This window comes from Aeromonas sp. sif2433 (assembly GCF_019218705.1).
In the GTDB taxonomy this organism is placed as follows: Bacteria; Pseudomonadota; Gammaproteobacteria; order Enterobacterales; family Aeromonadaceae; genus Aeromonas; species Aeromonas encheleia.
The window spans coordinates 437617-457288 of sequence record NZ_JAHUXD010000001.1; the positions used below are offsets into that span (position 1 = coordinate 437617).

21 protein-coding genes and 1 pseudogene are annotated in these 19672 nt (G+C 64.2%); 21 read left to right on the forward strand and 1 reads right to left on the reverse strand.

The window, feature by feature from the left end:
* The first annotated feature begins 216 nt into the window (after positions 1-216).
* The 8 genes from rsxA (at position 217) to gloA (ending at position 7348) form a co-directional block, all read left to right on the forward strand.
* Complete coding sequence (gene rsxA / locus KW825_RS01840; RefSeq protein ID WP_042654507.1) at positions 217-798, forward strand: electron transport complex subunit RsxA; 582 nt, start codon at positions 217-219, stop codon at positions 796-798.
* Positions 799-802: 4 nt separating this feature from the next.
* Positions 803-1369: an electron transport complex subunit RsxB gene (rsxB, locus tag KW825_RS01845; protein WP_042654506.1), complete on the forward strand. Its 567-nt coding sequence runs from the start codon at positions 803-805 to the stop codon at positions 1367-1369.
* 2 nt (positions 1370-1371) lie between these two features.
* Positions 1372-3588: an electron transport complex subunit RsxC gene (gene rsxC, locus KW825_RS01850; protein ID WP_218328018.1), complete on the forward strand. Its 2217-nt coding sequence runs from the start codon at positions 1372-1374 to the stop codon at positions 3586-3588.
* Between the two features lie 3 nt (positions 3589-3591).
* Positions 3592-4644 carry an electron transport complex subunit RsxD gene (gene rsxD, locus KW825_RS01855; RefSeq protein ID WP_218328019.1) on the forward strand — a complete coding sequence of 351 codons (1053 nt, stop codon included), beginning with the start codon at positions 3592-3594 and terminating at the stop codon, positions 4642-4644.
* 43 nt (positions 4645-4687) lie between these two features.
* On the forward strand, positions 4688-5320 hold the full coding sequence (gene rsxG / locus KW825_RS01860) for an electron transport complex subunit RsxG (RefSeq protein ID WP_218328020.1): 633 nt from the start codon (positions 4688-4690) through the stop codon (positions 5318-5320).
* Positions 5321-5395: 75 nt separating this feature from the next.
* A complete protein-coding gene (locus KW825_RS01865; RefSeq protein WP_042654503.1) occupies positions 5396-6154 on the forward strand; it encodes an electron transport complex subunit E in 759 nt (252 codons plus the stop codon).
* A 31-nt stretch (positions 6155-6185) separates the two neighbouring features.
* On the forward strand, positions 6186-6827 hold the full coding sequence (nth, locus tag KW825_RS01870; protein WP_218290350.1) for an endonuclease III: 642 nt from the start codon (positions 6186-6188) through the stop codon (positions 6825-6827).
* Between the two features lie 107 nt (positions 6828-6934).
* On the forward strand, positions 6935-7348 hold the full coding sequence (gene gloA, locus KW825_RS01875; RefSeq protein ID WP_042654501.1) for a lactoylglutathione lyase: 414 nt from the start codon (positions 6935-6937) through the stop codon (positions 7346-7348).
* Between the two features lie 96 nt (positions 7349-7444).
* Here gloA and KW825_RS01880 read toward each other — a convergent pair.
* Positions 7445-7633: pseudogene (locus tag KW825_RS01880) on the reverse strand (methyl-accepting chemotaxis protein); the annotation flags it as partial.
* A gap of 99 nt (positions 7634-7732) precedes the next feature.
* Here KW825_RS01880 and KW825_RS01885 point away from each other — a divergent pair.
* The 13 genes from KW825_RS01885 to KW825_RS01945 all read left to right on the forward strand — a co-directional run bounded on the left by KW825_RS01885 (position 7733) and on the right by KW825_RS01945 (position 19650).
* Positions 7733-8662, forward strand: coding sequence for a ZIP family metal transporter (locus tag KW825_RS01885; protein WP_218328021.1), 930 nt, complete (start codon positions 7733-7735; stop codon positions 8660-8662).
* A gap of 158 nt (positions 8663-8820) precedes the next feature.
* Positions 8821-9513 (forward strand): 5'-methylthioadenosine/S-adenosylhomocysteine nucleosidase, encoded by a 693-nt coding sequence (mtnN, locus tag KW825_RS01890; protein ID WP_218328022.1) that lies wholly within the window; start codon positions 8821-8823, stop codon positions 9511-9513.
* A 23-nt stretch (positions 9514-9536) separates the two neighbouring features.
* Positions 9537-10472, forward strand: a complete 936-nt coding sequence (locus KW825_RS01895) for a cobalamin biosynthesis protein (RefSeq protein ID WP_218328160.1) — start codon at positions 9537-9539, stop codon at positions 10470-10472.
* Positions 10465-11307 (forward strand): cobalamin-binding protein, encoded by an 843-nt coding sequence (locus KW825_RS01900; protein ID WP_218328023.1) that lies wholly within the window; start codon positions 10465-10467, stop codon positions 11305-11307. The genes KW825_RS01895 and KW825_RS01900 overlap by 8 nt, the downstream gene beginning before the upstream one ends.
* A gap of 105 nt (positions 11308-11412) precedes the next feature.
* Positions 11413-12417 (forward strand): UDP-N-acetylglucosamine 4,6-dehydratase (inverting), encoded by a 1005-nt coding sequence (gene pseB / locus KW825_RS01905; protein WP_218328024.1) that lies wholly within the window; start codon positions 11413-11415, stop codon positions 12415-12417.
* Positions 12414-13556 carry a UDP-4-amino-4,6-dideoxy-N-acetyl-beta-L-altrosamine transaminase gene (gene pseC, locus KW825_RS01910; RefSeq protein WP_218328025.1) on the forward strand — a complete coding sequence of 381 codons (1143 nt, stop codon included), beginning with the start codon at positions 12414-12416 and terminating at the stop codon, positions 13554-13556. The genes pseB and pseC overlap by 4 nt, the downstream gene beginning before the upstream one ends.
* Positions 13547-14392: an aldo/keto reductase gene (locus KW825_RS01915; protein ID WP_218328026.1), complete on the forward strand. Its 846-nt coding sequence runs from the start codon at positions 13547-13549 to the stop codon at positions 14390-14392. Before pseC ends, KW825_RS01915 begins: the two co-directional genes overlap by 10 nt.
* A complete protein-coding gene (locus KW825_RS01920) occupies positions 14389-15144 on the forward strand; it encodes a cytidylyltransferase domain-containing protein (RefSeq protein WP_218328027.1) in 756 nt (251 codons plus the stop codon). The genes KW825_RS01915 and KW825_RS01920 overlap by 4 nt, the downstream gene beginning before the upstream one ends.
* The gene (locus tag KW825_RS01925; RefSeq protein WP_218328028.1) at positions 15141-16430 is read left to right on the forward strand and encodes an aminotransferase class III-fold pyridoxal phosphate-dependent enzyme; all 1290 of its coding nucleotides are present in this window, start codon (positions 15141-15143) and stop codon (positions 16428-16430) included. Before KW825_RS01920 ends, KW825_RS01925 begins: the two co-directional genes overlap by 4 nt.
* Entirely contained in the window at positions 16431-17384 is a 954-nt protein-coding gene (locus tag KW825_RS01930) for a hypothetical protein (RefSeq protein ID WP_218328029.1), read from the forward strand.
* A complete protein-coding gene (gene pseH, locus KW825_RS01935; RefSeq protein WP_218328030.1) occupies positions 17366-17929 on the forward strand; it encodes a UDP-4-amino-4,6-dideoxy-N-acetyl-beta-L-altrosamine N-acetyltransferase in 564 nt (187 codons plus the stop codon). The genes KW825_RS01930 and pseH overlap by 19 nt, the downstream gene beginning before the upstream one ends.
* Positions 17926-18984 carry a pseudaminic acid synthase gene (pseI, locus tag KW825_RS01940; RefSeq protein WP_218328031.1) on the forward strand — a complete coding sequence of 353 codons (1059 nt, stop codon included), beginning with the start codon at positions 17926-17928 and terminating at the stop codon, positions 18982-18984. Before pseH ends, pseI begins: the two co-directional genes overlap by 4 nt.
* Positions 18985-19650, forward strand: a complete 666-nt coding sequence (locus tag KW825_RS01945) for a bifunctional 2-polyprenyl-6-hydroxyphenol methylase/3-demethylubiquinol 3-O-methyltransferase UbiG (RefSeq protein WP_218328032.1) — start codon at positions 18985-18987, stop codon at positions 19648-19650.
* Positions 19651-19672 lie beyond the last annotated feature (22 nt).

Genomic DNA, 19672 nt, shown 5'->3' on the forward strand with positions numbered 1-19672 from the left:
CCGGGTCTATGATGACGCCTCTGCCGCAGGCCTAAGCCACGACACCGGCCTGGGCACGGTCACCGTACCGGGACAAGATCAGGGAAAAAGGAGGGAAAGGGGCACGGCGCCCCCCTAAATTGGCCATCCGAATAATAACCATGCGGCCTTCCGGTTGTCTAAAGGCACCTAAAATCAGATAATACGGTCGCCTTCATACCGGATAACCCATCTCCCATGACTGAGTACCTGCTTTTACTGGTCGGCACTGTCCTGATCAACAACTTCGTGCTGGTGAAGTTTCTCGGCCTTTGCCCCTTCATGGGCGTCTCTGGCAAGCTGGAAACCGCCATCGGCATGGGACTGGCCACCACCTTCGTGATGACGCTGGCCAGCGCCTGCTCCTATCTGATGGAGCACTATATTCTGATCCCGCTGAACATCGCCTACCTGCGCACCCTCGGCTTTATCCTGGTGATCGCGGTGGTGGTGCAGTTCACCGAGATGGTCATTCGCAAGAGCAGCCCGACCCTCTATCGCCTGCTCGGCATCTTCCTGCCACTCATCACCACCAACTGCGCCGTGCTCGGCGTGGCGCTGCTGAGCATCAACGAACGCCACAACTTCATGCAGAGCATCATCTACGGCTTCGGCGCGGCGTGCGGCTTCTCGCTGGTGCTGATCCTGTTTGCCGCCATGCGCGAGCGTCTGGTGGCCGCCGATGTGCCCACCCCCTTTCGCGGCGTCTCCATCGCCATGGTCACCGCCGGGCTGATGTCGTTGGCCTTCATGGGCTTTACCGGCCTCATCAAGATATAGCGCTATGACCCATATACTCTTTGCCATCCTGGTGCTGGCCCTGCTGGCCCTGGCCTTCGGCCTCATTCTGGGCTTCGCCGCCGTCAAGTTTCATGTCGAGGCGGATCCCATCGTCGATCAGCTCGACGCCCTGCTGCCCCAGACCCAGTGCGGCCAGTGCGGCTATCCCGGCTGCAAGCCCTACGCCGAGGCGCTCGCCAACGGCGATCAGATCAACAAGTGCGTGCCCGGTGGCGATGCCACCATGCGCAAGATAGCCGACCTGATGGGGGTCGAGCCCCAGCCGCTCGGCGGCGGTGACGAGGCGGCGGTGCCCATCAAGAAGGTGGCCTTCATTCACGAAGACAGGTGCATAGGTTGCACCAAGTGCATCCAGGCCTGCCCGGTCGATGCCATCCTCGGTGCCACCAAGGCGATGCACACCGTCATCGTCAGCGAGTGCACAGGGTGCGATCTCTGTGTCGACCCCTGCCCGACCGACTGTATCGAGATGATCCCGGTTCCGACCACGGTCGATAACTGGAAATGGGATCTGGCCAAGGTCACCATTCCGGTCAAGATAGTGGAGTAACCATGCAGTCCTTGCTCGAACGCATCAAAGCCGGCACCCTCTGGGATTTTCACGGCGGCATTCATCCTCCCGAAAACAAGCACCAGTCCAGCCTGACACCTGTGATGGACGCGGGGATTCCTCCCCAGCTCATCATCCCGGTGCGCCAGCACGCGGGCCCGGCCGGCGATCTGCTGGTACGGGTCGGTGACAAGGTCAAGAAGGGTCAGCCGCTGACCCGCTATGACAAGGGCCGCATAGTGCCGGTGCATGCCTCCACCTCGGGCACCGTCACCGCCATCGACCTCCATACGGTGGCCCATCCGTCCGGTCTCGACGATCTCTGCATCACCCTCACCCCGGATGGGGAAGATGCCTGGGGAGTGCGCGACGCTCGCCACGATTACTGGAACCTGGAGCGGGGCGAACTGCTCGAGCGCATCCAGCAGGCCGGTATCGCCGGCCTCGGCGGCGCCGTGTTCCCGACCCACAGCAAGCTCGATGGCCGCGGCCAGCTCACCGAGATCCTGATCGTCAACGGCCTGGAGTGCGAACCCTACATCACCACAGATGATCGGCTGATGCAGCAGTATGCCGACGAGATCATGGACGGCATCCGGGTGCTCAAGCACCTGCTCAAGCCCAAGCTGACCCTGATCGGGGTGGAAGACAACAAGCCGGCGGCCATCGACGCCCTCAACCGCCATGCCACAGACCCGGATGTGCTGGTCAAGGCAGTGCCGACCAAGTACCCCTCCGGCGGGGCCAAGCAGACCATAGAGCTGCTCACCGGACGCCAGGTTCCCAAGGGCGGCCGGGCGGTCGACATGGGCATCATGGTGCTCAACGTCGCCACCGTGTTTGCCATCAAGCGCGCCATCATCGACGGTGAGCCGCTGATCGAGCGCATCGTCACCCTCACCGGGGATGCCTTCAAGAAGCCGGGCAACGCCTGGGTGCGCCTCGGCACACCGGTGCGCTGGCTGTTGCAGCGCTTCGAGCTGCAGCCGGAGGCGGATCAGCGCGTCATCATGGGCGGCCCCATGATGGGCTTCACCCTGCCCCACGCCATGGTGCCCGTGGTCAAGGCCACCAACTGCCTGCTCTCCCCCACCCGGGCCGAGCTGCCGCCCCCCGGCCCCGAGCAATCCTGCATCCGCTGCAGCGCCTGTTCCGACGTCTGCCCCGCCAACCTGCTGCCGCAGGAGCTGTACTGGTACAGCCGGGCCAAGGAGTACGACAAGGCCGAGGGGCTCAACCTGTTCGACTGCATCGAGTGCGGCGCCTGTGCCTGGGTCTGCCCGAGCGAGATCCCGCTGGTGCAGTACTACAAGATTGCCAAGGATGACATCCGCGAGGTCCACGCCGAGGCCGAGAAGGCCGAGCGCGCCAAACAGCGATTCGAGGCCAAGCAGGCCCGCTTCGAGCGGGAAAAAGCCGCGCGCGAGGCCCGCCATGCAGAGGCGGCGGCCCAGCGCCGCCAGGCCATGACGACAGCGGGTGGGGAAGACCCAGTCGCCGCCGCCCTGGCCCGTCTCAAGGCCAAGCAGGCGGCCACCGCCACCGCCGCCGGCGCAGAGGCGCAACCGGACAACGCCGCCATGATGGCGGCCCGCGAGGCCCGCAAGCAGGAGGCGCTGGCCCGTCGCGCCGCCAAGGCCAGCGATGGCGACGAAACGGTCGCCACCATCACGGCGGTGACGCCCGAGGCAGATCCCAAGAAGGCGGCCATTGCCGCCGCCATCGCCCGTGCCAAGGCCAAGAAAGCCGCCCAGGCTGCGGGGGAAGTGATCGCCGAGCCCGAGGCTAACACAGCCGAGGCCACTGTGACCGAACCGGCTCCCGTCGCCGAGGTCGATCCCAAGAAGGCGGCCATTGCCGCCGCCATCGCCCGTGCCAAGGCCAAGAAGGCCGCTCAGGCTGAGGGGGAAGCGGCCGAGGCCCCGGCGGTCGAACCGGCCCCCGCTGCCGACGTCGACCCCAAGAAGGCGGCCATCGCCGCCGCCATCGCCCGTGCCAAGGCCAAGAAGGCTGCCCAGGCTGCGGGGGAAGCGGTCGCCGAGACTGAGGCCAACACAGCCGAGGCCCCGGCGGTCGAGCCGGCCCCCGTCGCCGACGTCGACCCCAAGAAGGCGGCCATCGCCGCCGCCATCGCTCGCGCCAAGGCGAAGAAACTGGCCGCCGAGGCTGCCGCTCAGGGCGAGACAGAGTCAGACCCACTTTCCGACAAGAGTCACTGATCCATGTTCAATATCGCGAGTGCGCCGTTTGCCCATAACCGCAAACAGACCCAGACCCTGATGTTGCTGGTGATCCTGGCCTGTCTGCCGGGCCTGCTGGCCCAGATCTGGTTCTTCGGCTGGGGAACCCTGATCCAGATCCTGCTGGCGCTGGCGACGGCGCTGGGCAGCGAGGCGCTGGTACTCAAACTGCGGGGCCGCCCCGTCAAACCGGCCCTGCTGGACGGCAGCGCGGCGCTGACCGCCGTGCTGATCGGGCTCTCCCTGCCCCCCCTGCTGCCCTGGTGGATGCTGGTGCTGGGCACCGCCTTTGCCATCATCATCGCCAAGCACCTCTATGGAGGGCTGGGCCAGAACCTGTTCAACCCGGCCATGGTGGCCTATGTGCTGCTGCTGGTCTCCTTCCCGGTCCAGATGACCAGCTGGTTGCCGCCGTCGAGCATAGCGGCCTATGACCTTGGCTTCGGTGACGCCGTCTCGGTGATCTTCACCGGCTTCAGCCTGGACGGCTACAGCATGCTGCAGCTCAAGCAGGGGGTGGATGGCCTGACCATGGCCACGCCGCTCGACACCCTGAAGACCGGCCTGACCCAGGGCCTCACCGCCAGCGAGGTGATGACCCACAAAGTGTTCGAGGGCTGGGGCGGCATCGGCTGGAACTGGGTCAACTTGTGCTATCTGCTGGGGGGCCTGTTCCTGCTGCAGCAGAAGGTGATCCACTGGCGCATTCCGGTCGCCGTGCTGGGGGCCTTGCTGCTCTCTGCCACCCTGGGCTATCTGGCCACGCCGGACGCCACCGCCACCCCCATGCTGCACCTGTTCAGCGGCGCCACCATGTTGGGGGCCTTCTTCATCGCCACCGATCCGGTGAGTGCCAGCACCACCCCGCGGGGCCGGCTGGTATACGGCGTGCTGATCGGCGTGCTGGTCTACCTCATTCGCCGCTACGGCGGTTACCCGGACGCCTTCGCCTTCGCGGTGCTGCTGGCCAACCTGTGCGTACCGCTGATCGACAGCCTGACCCGCCCCAAGGTCTATGGAGCGCGCCGCAAATGACCTCATCTTTGACTTCTCATCCCAGCGGAACCGGAGCCACAACATGTTAAAGAGCATGCGCAAGAACGGCGTGACCCTGGCCCTGTTCGCCCTTGGCTGCACCGCCATGGTGGTGCTGACCAACGAGCTGACCAAGGACCGCATCGCCCACCAGCAACAGCTGGAGAAGCTGCGCACCCTCGAAGCCCTGTTGCCGGAGGGGAGCTATGACAACGATCTGGTGGCCAGCTGCAAGCTGGTCAGGAGCCGGGAATATCTGGGCAGCGATCAGCCCATGCCGCTCTATACCGCGACGCTCAACGGCGAGCACTCCGGCTATGCGCTGGAAACCGTGGCCCCCGACGGCTACAGTGGGGCCATTCGCATGGTCGTAGGTACCGATGCCAAGGGCGCCGTCAGCGCGGTGCGGGTGCTGGCCCACAGGGAGACCCCGGGTCTGGGCGACAAGATCGAGCTGAAGAAATCCAACTGGATCGACAGCTTCGTCGGCCGGGTGCTCAATGCGGACAACGACGCGAGCTGGGCGGTGAAGAAGGATGGCGGCGAATTCGACGCCTTCACCGGCGCCACCATCACCCCTCGCGCCGTGGTCAAGGCAGTGAAGAACCTGCTGCTGTTGCAGCAACAGCACCCGGAGCTGCTGCGTGACGCCCCCCCCTGCGACACAGCCCCATGATCCCGGTCGATAATGAACCGAGATGGCACAGATTGACGGCCGAAGCCGGCTACTCGAACACAGCGGAGCCAACAGATGGAACAGATTGATGTGATTGACGATCAGGGTCTCGCCAGCGAGAGCAATGGCCGTCGCGAAGAGCTCAAGGAGCTGATGCTGCAGGGGCTGTGGAAGAACAACCCCTCCCTGGTGCAGGTGCTGGGCTTGTGCCCCACCCTGGCGGTCTCCTCCACCTTCACCAACGCCCTTGGGCTGGGGCTGGCGACCATGGTGGTGCTGATCAGCTCCAACCTGGCCATCTCCCTGGTGCGCAACTGGGTGCCCAAGGACATTCGCATCCCGGTCTACGTGATGATCATCGCCGCCCTGGTGACCAGCGTGCAGCTGCTGATGAACGCCTACACCTATGGCCTCTATCAGGCGCTCGGCATCTTCATCGCGCTGATCGTCACCAACTGCGTCATCATAGGCCGGGCCGAGGCCTATGCCTCCAAGAACCCGCCCCTGCTGGCGGCCATCGACGGCTTGATGATGGGGCTCGGCTTCACCCTGGTGCTGCTGGTGCTGGGGGGGCTGCGGGAGATCATCGGCATGGGCACCCTGTTCGACGGTGCCGATCTGCTGCTGGGAGACTGGGCCAAGTCACTGCGCATCGAGCTGTTCCACGCCGATGCCAGCCTGCTGCTGGCGATCCTGCCGCCCGGTGGCTTCATCGGGCTGGGGCTGCTCATCGCCGGCAAGAATGCCATCAATGACTGGATGGGCCGCAAGCAGAGTGCCGACAAGGCCCACTGCAGCGTGCCGGCGGCCGGTGCCCGCGCCACCCAGCTCTAATGCTCTTGCGCCAGGACAGACCCGAGAATCGATGAACAATCAAAAACGCAGACAGATTCTGGAGCGGCTGCGGGACAACAATCCCCACCCCACCACAGAACTCAACTTCAACTCGCCGTTCGAGCTGCTGATCGCCGTGCTGCTGTCGGCCCAGGCCACCGACGTGAGCGTCAACAAGGCCACCGACAAGCTCTATCCGGTGGCCAACACCCCGGCCGCCATGCTGGCGCTCGGGGTGGACGGGGTGAAGCAGTACATCAAGACCATAGGCCTGTTCAACACCAAGGCCGAGAACGTCATCAAGACCTGCGCCATCCTGCTGGAGCGCCACGGCGGCGAGGTGCCGGAGGACCGCGAGGCGCTGGAGGCCCTGCCCGGTGTCGGTCGCAAGACCGCCAACGTGGTGCTCAACACCGCCTTCGGCTGGCCCACCATCGCCGTCGACACCCATATCTTTCGCGTCTCCAACCGCACCGGCTTCGCGGTGGGCAAGAACGTGGATCAGGTGGAGGAGAAGCTGCTCAAGGTGGTGCCCGCCGAGTTCAAGCTGGATGTGCACCACTGGCTGATCCTGCACGGTCGTTACACCTGCCTGGCGCGCAAACCCCGCTGCGGCTCCTGTATCATCGAAGACTTGTGTGAGTACAAAGAAAAGGTCTACCCGGAGAGCTGATCGATGAGGCGCCTGCACAACATGCAGCCGCACGAGCCTCGTGATTCGGCCTCTGTTATCAACGATTTGTGTGAATACAAAAGAACCACTACCCGGAGAATTGAGCAATGAGAATCCTGCATACGATGTTACGCGTCGGCGATCTGCAACGCTCCATCGATTTCTACACCCGCGTGCTGGGGATGAAGCTCTTGCGCAAGAGCGAGAACAGCGAATACAAGTACACCCTGGCCTTCGTCGGTTATGGCGACGAGAAGGACGAAGCCGTCATCGAGCTCACCTACAACTGGGGCGTGAGCGAGTATGAGCTGGGCTCGGCCTACGGCCATATCGCGCTGGAAGCGGACGACATCTACGGCACCTGTGATGCCCTGCGCGCCGCCGGCGCCAAGATCACCCGCGAGCCGGGCCCGGTCAAAGGCGGCACCACCGTCATCGCCTTCGTGGAAGATCCCGACGGTTACAAGATTGAACTGATCGCCAAGAAAGACGCAGGCGCGGGCCTCGGCCAGAGCGTCTGAGTCACACCAGTACCCTCCCTTGCATGGAGGTGAATAAAAAACGGGGCCCAGGGCCCCGTTTTTTATGCTCGAGATTTCTGCCGTGGCAGCCAGCCATCAGGCCAGCCGGAAGCGGCCTATGGTCTGGCGCAGACCCGCCGCCAGCTGGCTCAGCTCCAGGCAGGCGCGGGCGGTGTGATCCGCCCCTATGGCCACCTCGTTGGAGGATTCATTGATCCGCTCCACGTTGCGGCCGAGCTCATCGGAGACCGCGTCCTGCTCGCCGCAGGCGCTGGCGATCTGGATCCCCTGGCCGATTGTCACAATCGGCCCGCCAGCGTGGACAAAGGGGAGCGCCGGCGATGTAATGGAGCCCTCGTCTCCCTTCGCCTCAAGGTCTTGTCCATGGATAACGCATCGACCCTCCCCCCTTCCTGGTCCATTCAACTGCGCGAGCAGATGCAGGCCCGCCCGCTCACCGCCTTCGGGTTGCTGATCGCGCTGGTCGCCGTGCTGCTGCTCCTGCTGCAGAGCCTCGTCATGCTGGCGACCGGTGACATCAGCCCGGGGGTTCGTTACGGCCTCATCGGCGGTGTCGCCGGTTTCGCGGCCACCGCCCTCGGCGCCCTGCCGGCGCTGTTTCTGCGCGCTGTGCCCCAGCGGGTGGAGGACGGCATGCTGGGTTTTGCCGCCGGCATGATGCTGGCGGCCAGCGCCTTCTCCCTGCTGCTGCCTGGGCTGGAGGCCGCCGAGGGGATCACCGGGGACGGTTTTCTCGCCGCCGCCGTGGTGGTCGCGGGCATGACCCTCGGGGTGCTGCTGATGCTGGGGCTGGATCAGTTTACCCCCCACGAGCATGACAAGACCGGTCCCTGCGGCCCCGGCCATGAGAGCTGCTCCCGGGTCTGGCTGTTCGTGTTTGCCATCGCGCTCCATAACCTGCCGGAGGGCATGGCCATCGGGGTCAGCTTCTCCCAGGGGGACATGGCGGTGGGCCTGCCGCTGACCACCGCCATCGCCCTGCAGGACATACCGGAAGGGCTCGCAGTCGCGCTGGCCATGTGCGCCGCCGGTTTTCGCCCCTCGGTCGCCGTGCTGGTCGCCATCGGCAGCGGCCTGCTGGAACCGCTCGGTGCCCTGCTCGGGGTCGGTCTCGCCAGCGGCATGGCCCTCGCCTACCCCATTGGCCTGGGACTGGCCGCCGGGGCCATGCTGTTCGTGGTCTCCCACGAGGTGATCCCCGAGACCCACCGCAACGGCCACCAGACCCATGCCACCCTCGGCCTGATGGCGGGCTTCGCCCTGATGATGACGCTCGACACGGCGCTGGGTTGAGGCGCGGATTGCCGGTCGGGGGAGCGGGCTGGTTTATTTAGACGCCACACCGGCCTCCCCTGCCCGCATTCGACCACCGGCACTCGGCGCCGCCCTTATCTTTTGCTATGATCCGCGCCAACTTATTCGGCCCAAGGGCCATAGAGACGAGGTAGAGGATGAAAGTAGGTATTATCGGCGCCATGGAGCAGGAAGTGGCCCTGCTGCGCAGCCAGCTGAGCGAACTGACCACCCTGCAACTGGGCGGCTGCGAGTTCTATCAGGGCCGGTTGGCCGGTAAAGAGGTGATCCTGACCCGCTCCGGCATCGGCAAGGTCGCCGCCAGCGTCGCCACCGGCCTGCTGCTGGAGAAATTTGCCCCGGATTGCGTCATCAACACCGGCTCCGCCGGCGGTTTCGCCCAGGACCTGCACATAGGTGACGTGGTGATCGCCAGCGAGATGCGCTTCCACGACGTGGACGTGACCGCCTTCGGCTACGAGATGGGCCAGATGGCGCAGCAGCCCGCCGCCTTCCCCTGTGACGAGAAACTGATCGCGCTTGCCCAGAGCTGCATCGCCGAGCAGGGCAAGCATCAGACCAAGATCGGCCTCATCTGCACCGGTGATCAGTTTATGTGCAAGCCGGACGCCATCGCCAAGGCCCGTGCCGACTTCCCGCAGATGCTGGCGGTCGAGATGGAAGGGGCCGCTATCGGCCAGGTGTGCCACATGTTCAAGGTGCCCTATCTGGTGGTGCGCGCCATGTCTGACATCGCCGGCAAGGAGCAGGTGGAATCCTTCGATGCCTTCATCGAGGTGGCAGGCCAGCACTCGGCCGAGATGATCATCAAGCTGCTCGGCAAGCTGTGATCGACGCCGCCGCCCTGGCACCCATGGCCGCCTCGCTGGTCTCGACTACGGCGGCCATGTTAGTGGGCGCCGCCCTGCTGGAGTCTATCCTGCCCTGGCCTGCCCGCTTTCGGCTCGGGGCCACGGTGCCGCTGCTGACGCGGCTCGGTCGGCGGGTCTATCGCCCCGACGGCTCGCCCAGGCAACAAACCCAGGCGGGGCTGCTGGCCCTGCTGGTGGTCTGGCTGCCCTGCGCCGCCGGGCTCTGGGCGGTGCGCAACCTCTCCCTGTCCGAGCCCCTGTTCGATCTCCTGTTCCTGCTGCTGATGCTGGAATCACGGCCGCTGCGGGAACTCGCCAAGGCGACCCGGGTGCTGGCGACTCAGGAGACGCTGGTCGTGGCCCGCCTGCAGGCGGCGCCCTGGCTCAAGCGCGAGACGGGGGCGATGTCGGTGATGGGGCTGAACAAGGCGGTCAGCGAGAGCTGCGTGCTGCGCCTGGTCGGCCAATGGGCCGGCCCCTTGCTGGGCTTCGCCCTGGCGGGCGTGCAAGGCGCCCTGCTCTGGCGCCTCGCCCAGCTGATGAATCAGGGCTGGAGCCCGAAACAGCCGCAGTTTGCCTATTTCGGCCGCCCCGCCGCCGCGCTCTATCAGGCACTCTGCGCGCCCGCCATCCTGCTGCTGGGGCTGCCGCTATTACTAACCCAGTTGCGTCAGCTGGGCAGCCGGCTGCGCGCTGCCCTGCACTGGCCCTATCCGGCCATGGGCTGTCTGCTTGGCCTGCTGGCTCACGCCTGCGGCAGCCGACTGGGGGGCCCCCGCTACTATCAGGGGCAGCTAGTGCGCTTTCCGGTGTTTGACGCACACGCCGAACCCGCCGCCGACTCGCCGCAACGCCTGCTCCGGCGCCTGCTGCTGACGGGCTGGGGCTGGCTGGCGCTGGCGCTGCTATTGACCCTGCTGGAGCAATTCCATGGCTAGTATCTTCAGCCCGCGCACCCTGGGCGCGCTACTTTGCCTGCTCTGTTGGCCGCTGGCCGGGCTGGCGCAGACGCCGCAGCGCATCATCAGCCTCACCCCTCATCTGACCGAGCTGCTGTTCGATATCGGTGCCGGGGATCGCATAGTCGCGACCGACGATGCCTCCGACTTTCCCCCCGAGGCGCAGGCGAAGCCGCGGGTCGCCAACTACCGCAGCATCAACCTCGAGGCCCTGCTGGCCCAGAAACCAGATCTGGTGGTGGCCTGGCGCTCGGCCCAGTCCCGCATGCTGGCCCCCGTCGAGCAGCTCGGCATCCCCATCTTCTATTCGGAGCCCACCGACTTTGCCTCGCTGGCCGACGAGATGCGCCGCCTCGGCACCCTGCTCGGAGTCGAGCAGCAGGCTAATCGTGAGGCCGATGCCTATCTGGCGCGGCTGGATGCCCTGAAACAGCGCTACGGCCAGCCCAAGCCGGTCTCGGTGTTCTACCAGCTCTGGACCCCGCCGCTCACCAGCGTCAACGATTCGACCTGGCCGGGCCAGGCCATCGCACTGTGCGGCGGCACCAACGTGACCGCCGCGGCCAAGACCCCCTACCCCCAGATCGGGCTGGAGCAGGTGATCAAGGCCAACCCGCGGCTTATCCTGGCCGGCAGCCGGGATCCCGCCGTGCTGACCCACTGGCAGCAGTGGTCCATGCTGGATGCCGTCAAGCACCGGCGGCTCGCCCTCATCAACCCCGATGAGCTGCACCGCTTCACCCCCAGGGCCCTCAACGCGGTGGAGCAACTGTGCAAGGAGATCGCCCGGAGCAACCCGGCCTCCCCCGCCTGACCCCTGCCTCCCTCCGCGGGTCATCCGTCCGATGACCCGCCATTATATGTGGCATAAAATATGCTTCCAATCTGCCAGATACTCACTTCATAACGGGACAATGACATGTTCAACGGAAAAACGATCCTGATCACCGGCGGCACCGGCTCCTTTGGCAAGAAATTCATCGAGACAGTCCTCTCCCTCTACACCCCGAGCAGGTTGATCGTCTATTCCCGTGATGAACTCAAACAATTCGAGATGCAGCAGCGCTTCAACCATCCCTGCATGCGTTACTTCATCGGCGATGTGAGGGATGCCGAGCGGCTCAACATGGCCATGCACGGCGTGGATTTCGTGGTGCATGCCGCGGCCCTCAAGCAGGTGCCGGCCGCCGAATACAACCCCATGGAGTGCATCAAGACCAACGTGGGTGGCGCGGAGAACGTCATCAAGGCGGCGCTCAACAACGGGGTCGAGAAGGTGATCGCCCTCTCCACCGACAAGGCCGCCAACCCGGTCAACCTCTATGGCGCCACCAAGCTCTGCTCCGACAAGCTGTTCGTCGCCGCCAATAATATGGCGGGCAAGAACCCGACCATCTTCTCCGTGGTCCGTTATGGCAACGTGGTGGGCTCTCGCGGCTCGGTGGTCCCCTTCTTCGACAGGCTGATCAGAGAGGGTGCCAACCATCTGCCGATCACCCATGCCGAGATGACCCGCTTCTGGCTCACCCTGCAACAGGGAGTCGACTTCGTGTTGACCAACTTCCAGCGGATGAAGGGAGGGGAGCTGTTTATCCCCAAGATCCCGTCAGTGCGCATCACCGATCTGGCCAGCGCCATGGCGCCGGAGCTGCCGCAAGAGATCGTCGGTATTCGCCCAGGCGAGAAGCTGCACGAGGTGATGTGCCCGGCCGATGACTCCTATCACACCTTCGAGTTCAACGACTATTACGTGATCTCCCCCAGCATCAGTTTCACCAGTCGCAACAATGACTTCGCGGTCAATGCCCTGGGGGAGACAGCCACCCTGGTCGAGCCCGGCTTCGAATACAATTCCCTAAACAATCGGCACTTCCTGTCGATAGACGAATTGAAGATGATGAACCAGCAGGTGCTAGCCGAATGATCCCCTATGGACGCCAATCCATCACAGATGAAGATATCGATGCCGTCGTTGCCGTCCTGAAGTCGGACTATCTCACCCAGGGTGAGGCGGTGCCCGCCTTCGAACAAGGGCTGGCCGACTATTGCCAGGTCCCCCATGTGATCGCCTGCAACAATGGCACCACGGCGCTCCATCTGGCCTGCGCCGTGCTGGAGCTGGGGGCCGAAGATTGGGCCTGGGTCTCGGCCATCAGCTTCGTCGCCTCCGCCAACTGTGCCCGCTACTGCGGTGCTCAGGTGGATTTTGTCGATGTGGATCCCGAGACCGGCAACCTCAGCGTGGCGGCCCTGCGGGAGAAGCTGAGCGCCGTCCAGGGAACCTCCCGCCTGCCCAGGGTGCTGGTCGCCGTGCATCTGGCGGGCCAACCCTGTGATCTGAGCGAGATCGGCGCCCTGTGCCGGCAATATGGCATTCACCTCATCGAGGATGCCTGCCATGCCCTGGGGGCCAGCTATCAGGATATCCCCATCGGCAGCTGTGCCCACAGCGACATGACCGTCTTCAGCTTCCACCCGGTGAAGCCCATCACCACAGGGGAAGGGGGCGCCGTCACCACCCGTGATGCCGCGCTGGCCGCCAAGCTGAGGCTCTATCGCAGCCACGGCATCACCCGCGATGCCGAGCAGCTGGACTCCCCCAGTCCGGGTGGCTGGTACTATGAGCAGCAGGTGCTCGGCTTCAACTATCGGCTGACCGACATTCAGGCCGCGCTGGGCCTGAGCCAGCTCGGCCGCTTGTCCCACTTCATCGACCGGCGCCAACAACTGGCTGCCCGCTACGATGAATTGCTGACCGAGCTGCCGCTGCGACCGCTGCGTCAAGACAATGACCGTAGCTCCGGCTACCACCTCTACGTGATCCGGGTCGCCGACCGGGATCAGGTGTTTGCCCGGCTGCGCGAGGCCGGCATAGGCGTGAATGTCCACTACATGCCCATACCGGCGCAGCCCTATTATCGCAGTCTGGGGCAGGATCCCGTCGATTACCCCGGCGCCCAGGCCTACTACCGACAAGCCATCAGCCTGCCTCTGTTCCCCAGCCTCTCATTGGCCGAGCAGGACAGGGTCATCCAGACCCTGGAGCGGGTGTTATGCGCCTAGCCCTGGGCACGGTACAGTTCGGGCTCGCTTACGGCATCAGCAACCAGGCAGGACAGGTCGGTGATGATGCCCTCGACGATATCCTGACGCTGGCTCGCCAGCTGGGCATCGATACCCTGGACACGGCGCAAGCCTATGGCAATGCCGAGTCGCGGCTCGGCAGCCGCCACAGCGCCGACTTTCTGCTGGTGGACAAGCTGGCCCCCGGTATCCTGGCCAGCGAGGTCGCTGCTTCCGTCGACAACAGCCTGCGCCAACTGGCACGCCCGAGGCTGGATGGGCTGCTGCTCCATCGCGGCCAGGACGCCAGCCCCGCCCTGTTCGAGCAACTGATGGAATTGCAGCGACAAGGCAAGGTGGGCAAGCTGGGGGTGTCAGTCTACTCCCCTGACGAGCTGGATCTGTGGTTGAGCCAGGGCTACCCATTGCAGCTGGTGCAACTGCCCGCCAACCTGCTCGACCAGCGCTTCCTGCGCACGGGCTGGCTGGACAGGTTGCAGGCGCTGGGGTGCGAGATCCATGTGCGCTCCCTCTTCCTGCAGGGGCTGTTACTGATGCAGCCAGCTCTGCGACCCGACTATTTTCAGCGCTTCGCCCAGCCACTGACAAGGCTGGATCACTGGCAGCCCCATCTTCCGCTTCTCGACAAGGCGCTGTCACTGATAGCGGCCCTGCCCCAGGTCAGCCGGTTCGTGGTGGGGGTCTGCCATGCCCATGAGCTGGCCGCCATCGCCGCGGCCTATGCCCGGCGGCAGACATTGAGTGACACCGAGCTGGCCGGCCTCGCCTGCGACGAGCCCGGCCTCATCAACCCGGCACAGTGGAAGTCATCATGATCCTCGGAATCCTACAGGCCAGGGCGAGCTCCAGCCGGCTGCCAGGCAAGGTGCTCAAACCCTTGCTGGGCGTCCCCATGCTAGCCCGCCAGATTGAACGACTGAAACGATCGACCAGGCTGGATCAGCTGATGGTCGCCACCAGCGACCAGGCCGACGATGAGGCCATCGCCCGACTGTGCGCACAGCTGGACGTGCCCTGTTTTCGTGGCCCCCTGGACGACGTGTTGCAACGCTTCCATCTGGCCGCGCAACCCTTTGATCCCAGCCAGATCGTCAGGCTCACCGGCGACTGCCCGCTGGCGGATCCAGAGCTCATCGATGAACTCATCGAATTCCACCTGCAGGGTGGCTATGACTACAGCAGCAACTGCTGGGATCCCAGCTACCCGGATGGCCTGGACGCCGAGATCCTGAGTGCCGCCACCCTGCGTCTGCTGGCAGCGCAGGCCCAGAGCCCGGCCGAGCGAGAGCATGTCACCTATTACATCCGCCAACATGCCGAGCTGTTCAAGATAGGCAGATTGAGCCGCACGCCGAGCCTGGCCCAACTGCGCTGGACGGTGGACGAGCCCGCCGATTTCGAGCTGGTCGAGCAGATTTACCAACGCCTCTATCCGCTCAACCCTGCGTTCAGCACCGGGGATATCCTCAGCCTGCTGGCCCGGGAACCACAGCTCGCGACCCTGAACACCCAACACCGGCGCAATGAAGGGCTGGAAACATCTCTGGCCAAGGAGAAGCACTCATGACCTCACGTTATCAACATTCAATGGCACTCTCTGCCCGGGCCGAACAGAGCATTCCCCTTGGCTCCCAGACCTTCTCCAAGAGCCGTCTCTGCTTCCCCTACGGCGCCGCTCCGCTGTTTATTGAGCGCGGCCAGGGCGCCAGGGTGTGGGATGTGGATGGCAACTCGTATCTGGACTTTGCCAGCGGTCTGCTCGCCATCAGCCTCGGCTATTGCGACCCGGATGTGAACCAGGCCGTGCTGGAGCAGCTCAACCTGGGCTCCATCTTCTCGCTCCCCCACCGCCTGGAAACCGAGGTGGCGGAGCAACTCATCGAGCTGATCCCCTGCGCCGAGATGGTCCGGTTCGGCAAGAACGGCACCGATGCCACCTCCGCCTGCATTCGCCTCTCCCGCGCCGTGACCGGCAGGGAGCGGGTCGCCGTCTGTGGCTACCATGGCTGGCAGGACTGGTACATAGGCTCCACCACGCGCCACCTGGGGGTACCCGAGTGCGTGCGGGAGCTGACCCATCGCTTCGATTACAACGATCTGGCGTCACTGCGAGCGCAACTCGAGGCCCATCCCGGGGAGTTTGCCGCCGTGATCCTGGAGCCGATGAACGTCGCCTGGCCCACCCCCGAGTTTCTGCCCGGCCTGCGCCAGCTGTGTGACCAGCATGGCGCCCTGCTCATCTTCGACGAGACCATCACGGGTTTTCGCTTCCATCTGGGCGGCGCCCAGACCCTGTTCGGCGTCACGCCGGATCTGGCCGCCTTCGGCAAGGGCATGGCCAATGGCTTCCCCATCTCCGCCGTGGTGGGCCGTCGCGATCACATGCAGCGCATGGAGGATATCTTCTTCTCCGGCACCTTTGGCGGCGATGCCATCGCCCTGGCCGCGGCCAACGCCGTGATCAAGAAGATGCGCAGCCTCGATGTGCCTGCCCGACTGGCCGAACGGGGTCAGCCCCTGCTGGACGGACTGGATAGCCTGTTGCAGACACTGGATGCCCCCCAATGGCTCAAGACCGCCGGTCACCCGAGCTGGAGCTTCCTGCTGATCGGCGATTCGGCCAACAATTCCAGCTGGCTGCTCAAGAGCTACTTCATTCAGGAGCTGTGCAAACGCGGCATCCTCAGCCTGGGTAGCCACAACATCAACCTGGCACACAGCGAACAGGATATGAGGACGCTGCTGGATGTCTATGCCGAGGTTCTGCCGGAACTGATCCGTCTGGATGCCGACAACGCCATCCATCAGGCCCTGGATGGCGAGCCGATCCAGCCGGTGTTCAAGGTGCGTTGAGTGCTGCCGCTGTGGATTTTCAGCGAAGGGGATAATGAGCGGGGTCTCGGCCATCTCAGTCGCTGCAGTGCCTACGGGGCGGCCTGGCGGCAACAGGGCGGTACCGTCCATTGGATGGTCGAAGGCGATGAGCTGGCGCAAGCCTTGCTCAAGGGTGAGAGCGTCAGCTGGGGCAGCTGGGGCAGCTGGCAACAGCAAAGCGTCTCCCCACGGCAGGCGGTCGCCATCGTCGACTCCTACTCGGCGAGTCTGGCCACCCTCGAGAGTATCTCGGCTGGCTTCCAGCGGGTCATCTATCTCGATGACACCGAGCGCCTGAGCTACCCCAGGGGGTTGGTGATCCATGCCAGCCCCGGCACGCCCAGCCACCAGTCGGGCGCCGCCAGCTGGCAATGGGGGCCTCGCTGGCAACCCCTGCGCCCCCCCTTCTGGTCCCTGCCTGCCCGTACCCGGGTCGCCGCCCGCATAGAGCGCATCCTGATCATCATGGGAGGCACAGATGTGCGTGACCTGACCCCAGGCTTGGTGGCCTGGTTGCGCCGGCATAGACCCGAGACTGAACTGGAAGTCGTCACCCGGGAGCCCGACCCGCGCCTTGAGGGGTGCAGGCAACATCACCGCCTCGACGCCGAGCAGATGGCCGGCCTCATGTCTCGCTGCGACATGGCCATCAGCAGTGCCGGACAAGTCACCTATGAGCTGGCGCGCTGCGGCCTGCCGGGCATCCTGATCGGGGTCGCCGACAACCAGGCAAGCCAGCTGGCCGGCTGGTGCAGCAGTGACGCTTTTCTCTCGGCGGGTTGGTGGCACGAACCAGCATTATTCTCCCGACTGGAACAGGGCCTGTCCAGGCTGGCGCCAGCAGATGAGCGCGCCAGACGGACCCTCAGGCTGCAGACGCTGATGGCAGGAAATGGAACCCTGGAGGCACTCTCATGGCTCAAGCAGACATAGACCTGCAACGGCACTTCAGCCTCGCAGGGCTGGAGCTCATCCCCTTCGCCATGCTGGACGAGCCGCAGATAGTGGCGGTCTGGCAGATGCGAAACCATCCGGAAATCGCACGCTGGATGAGCACGGGGGGCAATATCAGCCTAGAGGCCCATCGCGCCTTCATGGCGCGCCAGCAAGATGAAAGCCGCAATCTCAACTACCTCTGCCAGGACGCGCAAGGGATCCTCGGGGTGGTCGCCCTGCACCGGCTGGACTGGCAAAATCGGCTGGCCTGGCTTGGGATCTATCGCAATCCCTGGCGCACCGACAAGGGGCTGGGGATGCGTCTGCTGGCCGCCATCAACCAGCTGGCATTCGAGGTCGCGCGCTTGCACACCCTCAAGCTGGAGGTCGCGGCGGACAATAAAAGAGCCATTCAGGCCTATTTGAGGGCCGGTTTTTGTCAGGAAGGCGCCTGGCGGGAAGCGGTCTACCGACCCCATACCACACATTATGTCGATCTCTTGCTCATGGGGATCACCGAACAGGAGTGGAGACATCCATGAACCCAAGCAGGGCTCAAGCCATCAATCCGAAGCGATGCTTCATCATCGCCGAACTCTCGGCCAACCATGGCCACTCACTGGACAAGGCCCTGGCGACGGTGCGCGCCGCCAAGGAGTGCGGTGCCGATGCCATCAAGATCCAGACCTACACGGCCGATACCATCACCCTGGATTGCGACAATGAATACTTCCAGATTAATCAGGGCACTATCTGGGATGGCACCACGCTATACAAGCTCTATCAAGAGGCCTATACCCCCTGGGAATGGCATGCCGCCATCCAGGCCGAAGCAGAGAAAGCAGGGCTTGTCTTCTTCTCGACCCCCTTTGACTTCACCGCCGTCGATTTCCTGGAGAGCCTCGATGTCCCCCTCTACAAGATCGCCTCGTTCGAGATCACCGACATTCCGCTGATCGAATACGCGGCCAGCAAGGGCAAGCCGATGATCATCTCGACCGGCATCGCGACCCTTGCCGATATCGATGCGGCCGTGCAGGCCTGCCGCCGCATGGGCAATCAGGATATCACCCTGCTCAAGTGCACCTCTTCCTATCCCGCCCCGGTGGAAGAAGCCAACCTGCTCACCATCCCCAATATGCGGCAGACATTTGGCGTCAAGGTGGGATTGTCGGACCATACCCTGGGGCAGGCCGTGGCCATGGCCGCCGCCGCCCTGGGTGCCGAGGTGATAGAGAAACACTTCATCCTGGATCGCGCATTGGGTGGCCCGGATGCCTCCTTCTCCATGACCCCAGCAGAATTTGGCCAGATGGTGGCGGGCGTAAGGCAAGTGGAGGCCGCACTGGGTGAGATCAGCTATAGCCTCAACCCCAAGGCCGAGCAGAACCGTCTGTTTTCACGTTCGTTGTTCGTCTGTGAGGATATGAAGGCGGGAGAGGCGTTCACTCCCCGTAATTTGCGATCCATCCGACCCGCTCACGGGTTGCCCCCAGTCCACCTTCCCTCCCTGCTGGGCCGCTGGGCCAGCCAGGATATTCAGGCCGGCACGCCGCTGGCCTGGTCATTGGTTTCCCAAGCTGCCGAGGAGCGCTAGATGCAACAGAAGAACGTCTTCATGGCACAAGAAGGGAATGAGTGGTACGAGCGAAACAAGACCGCCATTCTCGGCAAGTCGCTGGCCAGCGATCCCATCTTCAAGGCGCTGCACTATCTGGCGGTCAAACCCGCCCGGATCCTGGAGATAGGCTGCGCCAATGGCTGGCGACTGGCGCAGCTGGCCGAGCATTATGGTGCCCGCTGCTATGGGGTGGATCCGTCGGCAAGTGCCATCCAGGATGGGCTCTCTCGCTATCCAGGGTTGCATCTCTCCGTAGGGACCGCCGATTGTCTGCCCGAGATAGAAGCCGTCGATCTCATCATCTTCGGCTTCTGCCTCTACCTGTGCGACCCACAGGATCTGTTCAAGATTGCCGCCGGCAGCGATGCCCTGCTGGCCGATCGGGGTCTGATGACCATCATGGATTTCAATCCTCCGGCGGGCCACTATCGCAACGACTACCAGCATCACGCCAATCTCTTCAGCTACAAGATGAACTACGGGGAGCTGTTTGGCTGGCACCCTGGCTACCATCGTCTGTTCGAACACGTGCAGCATCACGATGGCGGCGCCGAACTGGAGCCAGATGCGCTGATCTCGGTACAGATATTGCGAAAGGATGCGAGGCTGCTCGCGGCGCAGAACCCCTACCCCAAGAGATAAAAATACCGACCCCAGGGTCGGT